Source organism: Ferroplasma sp. Type II (assembly GCF_000496155.1).
The window spans coordinates 1-1,592 of record NZ_KI542783.1 but is presented as its reverse complement, the minus strand read 5'-3'; the positions used below and the strand labels follow the sequence as shown (position 1 = coordinate 1,592).

The 1,592-nt window shown below is 29.0% G+C and carries 2 protein-coding genes; both read left to right on the top strand.

Annotated elements, in window-relative coordinates:
• Positions 1–1,156: helicase-related protein (locus AMDU4_RS11185; protein ID WP_290705167.1), on the top strand; the 1,156-nt coding region annotated here is incomplete at its 5' end.
• The coding region (locus AMDU4_RS11180; protein WP_290705163.1) for a Dna2/Cas4 domain-containing protein at positions 1,153–1,592 on the top strand (440 nt) is incomplete at its 3' end. The genes AMDU4_RS11185 and AMDU4_RS11180, both read left to right, overlap by 4 nt.

The following is a 1,592-nucleotide window of genomic DNA, read 5'->3' as shown; positions in this document are numbered from 1 at the left end:
CAATGACAATAAAATTTTGCAGGGCCCCCTAAATATAACAATTCCCAGGGAACATGACATAAATGATTTTATTAAAGATAAGATCTCTTTATTAAAGAGTGGGTTTTGGTTCATTATAGCTGATTCCATCAGAAATATTCAGAGCATATATAATTTATTAATTAAATCAATGGATAAAAATGAAATTAGAATGATAAGTGCATATCATGATCCTACTTATTCTTCATATAAAGAGATGCTTAAAAGCCAACAATTTAGAATAATTATAGGTTCAAATATAATAGAACAGGGAATAAATCCCCCTTCATACTTTTCTAATTATATAATTGAACCGGGACTTGATATTAAAAATTTTATTCAGAGAATTGGAAGAATTGGCCGTAATTCCGATGAAATGAGCAGTGTTTATATAATTTTTAAAAACTCTATTTCCAATACTGAAAATATCAAAAATATAAATACTATCACCGATTTATTTTCCTTTATTGAAAAAAAACTACCCGAAAAAAATGTTTCTTATTCACCTAAGTATATAGGAACATACTCCGCGCTCATTTCTCAGGTCTTTTCACACAATCTTAGGAAAGTTATTCATGAAAACATAAACAACGATAAGGATGGTTGGGGTTTTTCCTCTTGGTATTACAAAACAGAAAGTGTTGTCAAATTTATTCAAAATATTGAATCTGACAAAAAAATTTATTTTGCCACTAAGAAACAAATCCCAGAAATAAAGTCGATAATTGAATGGTGGAAATTATATTATGAGTCCCTAAACACATTTATACCCACAAACGAAAAAATAAAGGGATTTGATGTGGACGACAAAGTCAAATTCTCTTACGATTACATATGGACTAGGAAAAACAAGGTCATTTTAAATGAAGATAATGGTATTGTGATTGTTAAGGGATTTAATGATAAAACAGATTATGAGTTCAATGTATATGTTAAAGGTATACCGTTTAACGGGATGACATTACAATTTAAACAAATCTCACCATATAATGCAAGAACATTTATTATAGAAAAGATCCAAGAATACATAAAAAACAGCTATGTTGAGCAAGAATACAGAAATTTTCTTGAATCTCTGAAAGATATTATTATGGCTACTGCCGATTATGAAAGGTTAAACATAGAGGTGATAGATTGAGCTTTGACATATATAATATAAAGGGAACCGACATAAATTATTATTTTATTTGCAGAAGAAGAGCGTGGATGTCTTTAAAGAGTTTTTACATATTAGATGGGAATCAATTTGTCCAACATGGCCATTATTTGAGCGGCAAAAAAAGGAGGTACGGATATACCAGTGTGAGAATTGGGAGAAATGAAATAGATAATCTAGAAATTACTTTAAACAACGAATATATTGTTCACGAATTTAAACGTGGTAAAAAGGCACTACAGGGGGATATATTTCAGTGTTTACATTATATGAATCTATTAAAAAATAAGGGATTTAAGGTAGATCATGGAGTTATACATCTTTTAGGCACTAAAAATATTAGGATTATAGAACTAGAAAACAATTTGTTGGAAGAATTATATGTTGTGTATGATGAATTGGAAAAACTGAAAAATAT